The organism is Alcanivorax sp. HI0044 (assembly GCF_001634945.1).
Genome location: NZ_LWEZ01000376.1, coordinates 1 through 1,027, shown reverse-complemented (window position 1 = coordinate 1,027; position 1,027 = coordinate 1). Strand labels below are relative to the sequence as shown.

At 59.3% G+C, this 1,027-nt stretch carries 1 protein-coding gene; it reads right to left on the bottom strand.

Translation table 11 applies throughout. The features are described from left to right. Positions 1-89: 89 nt before the first annotated feature. A partial coding sequence (locus A3730_RS04600) for a GlxA family transcriptional regulator (RefSeq protein ID WP_197477294.1) occupies positions 90-1,027 on the bottom strand: 938 nt, incomplete at its 5' end.

The following is a 1,027-nucleotide window of genomic DNA, read 5'->3' as shown; positions in this document are numbered from 1 at the left end:
GGCCAATCTTGACGGACGTTTTGCCGGGCCCAACACCGACCGGGCCAAACGCCTTGCAGCCCGGGTAATGGATAATCTTTACCGCCAGCTCAGTATGCGCCGTTAGTCTTGCGCCACTGGGCAGGAGTGTCGCCCGCTTCGCGCTGAAACAACCGAATAAAATAGCTGACATTCTCGTATCCCACCTGGTGGGCAATCTGCTGCACAGACAGTGCCCCACTGATCAACAGCTTCTTGGCACGATCTATTCTGACTTTCTGAAGGTACAGGTGAGGCGCAAGTCCGGTAGCAAGGGTAAAGCGTCGCTTCAGGTTCCGCTCGCTGAACCCGAACCGGGAGGCGAGCTGCTCCAGTGACAACGACGCCTGCGGGTTGCTTTCAAGCCACTCCTGCACGGCAAGGATGGCCGCATCATCGTGGCGTCGGGTGCCGGGCAGAACCGGGCGCATCTGGATTGGGCTTGAGACCAGGAGGTGCGCGGCGCAGAGCTGGGCAAAGTGGTCTCCACGGTCATTGGCCAGCAGTGCCAACAGGGCATCGAAACTGCCATGCAACGAACTGGTGCTGTATAGCCAACGATCCTGAAGGTAGCTCTCTCTGGCCCGAAAGTGGCATTCCGTGTAGCGCTGCTGAAGCGTGGGGAGAAACGCCCAGTGGGTGTTGATACGCAAGCCGTTGACGAGTCCCGTGGCTGCCAGTGGGACAATGCCGGTGGATAGGGAAAGTACGGCACGTTGTGTCTCACAGTGCCGGGCAAGGTAGGCCGATGCCTCTTGCGAGGGTGCGAGAGTTTTCCCCAGTGCGGGACCTTCTATGGCTGGAAAAACCAGCCAGTCCGATGGAGCTGCTTTTTCCAGACAGGCATCCGTATGAATGGCATGACTACCTGCTGCGTGCAGCCGTTTGCCTGGTGCGTTTGCCAGCAGGCGAACCCGGTAGCCCGGTTGCAGCCCGGCCTGTTTTTCCAGCAGAGCCACAATCCGAAAGAAGTCGGTCACCGCGAACAAACTCATGGCCCAGCAGCCTG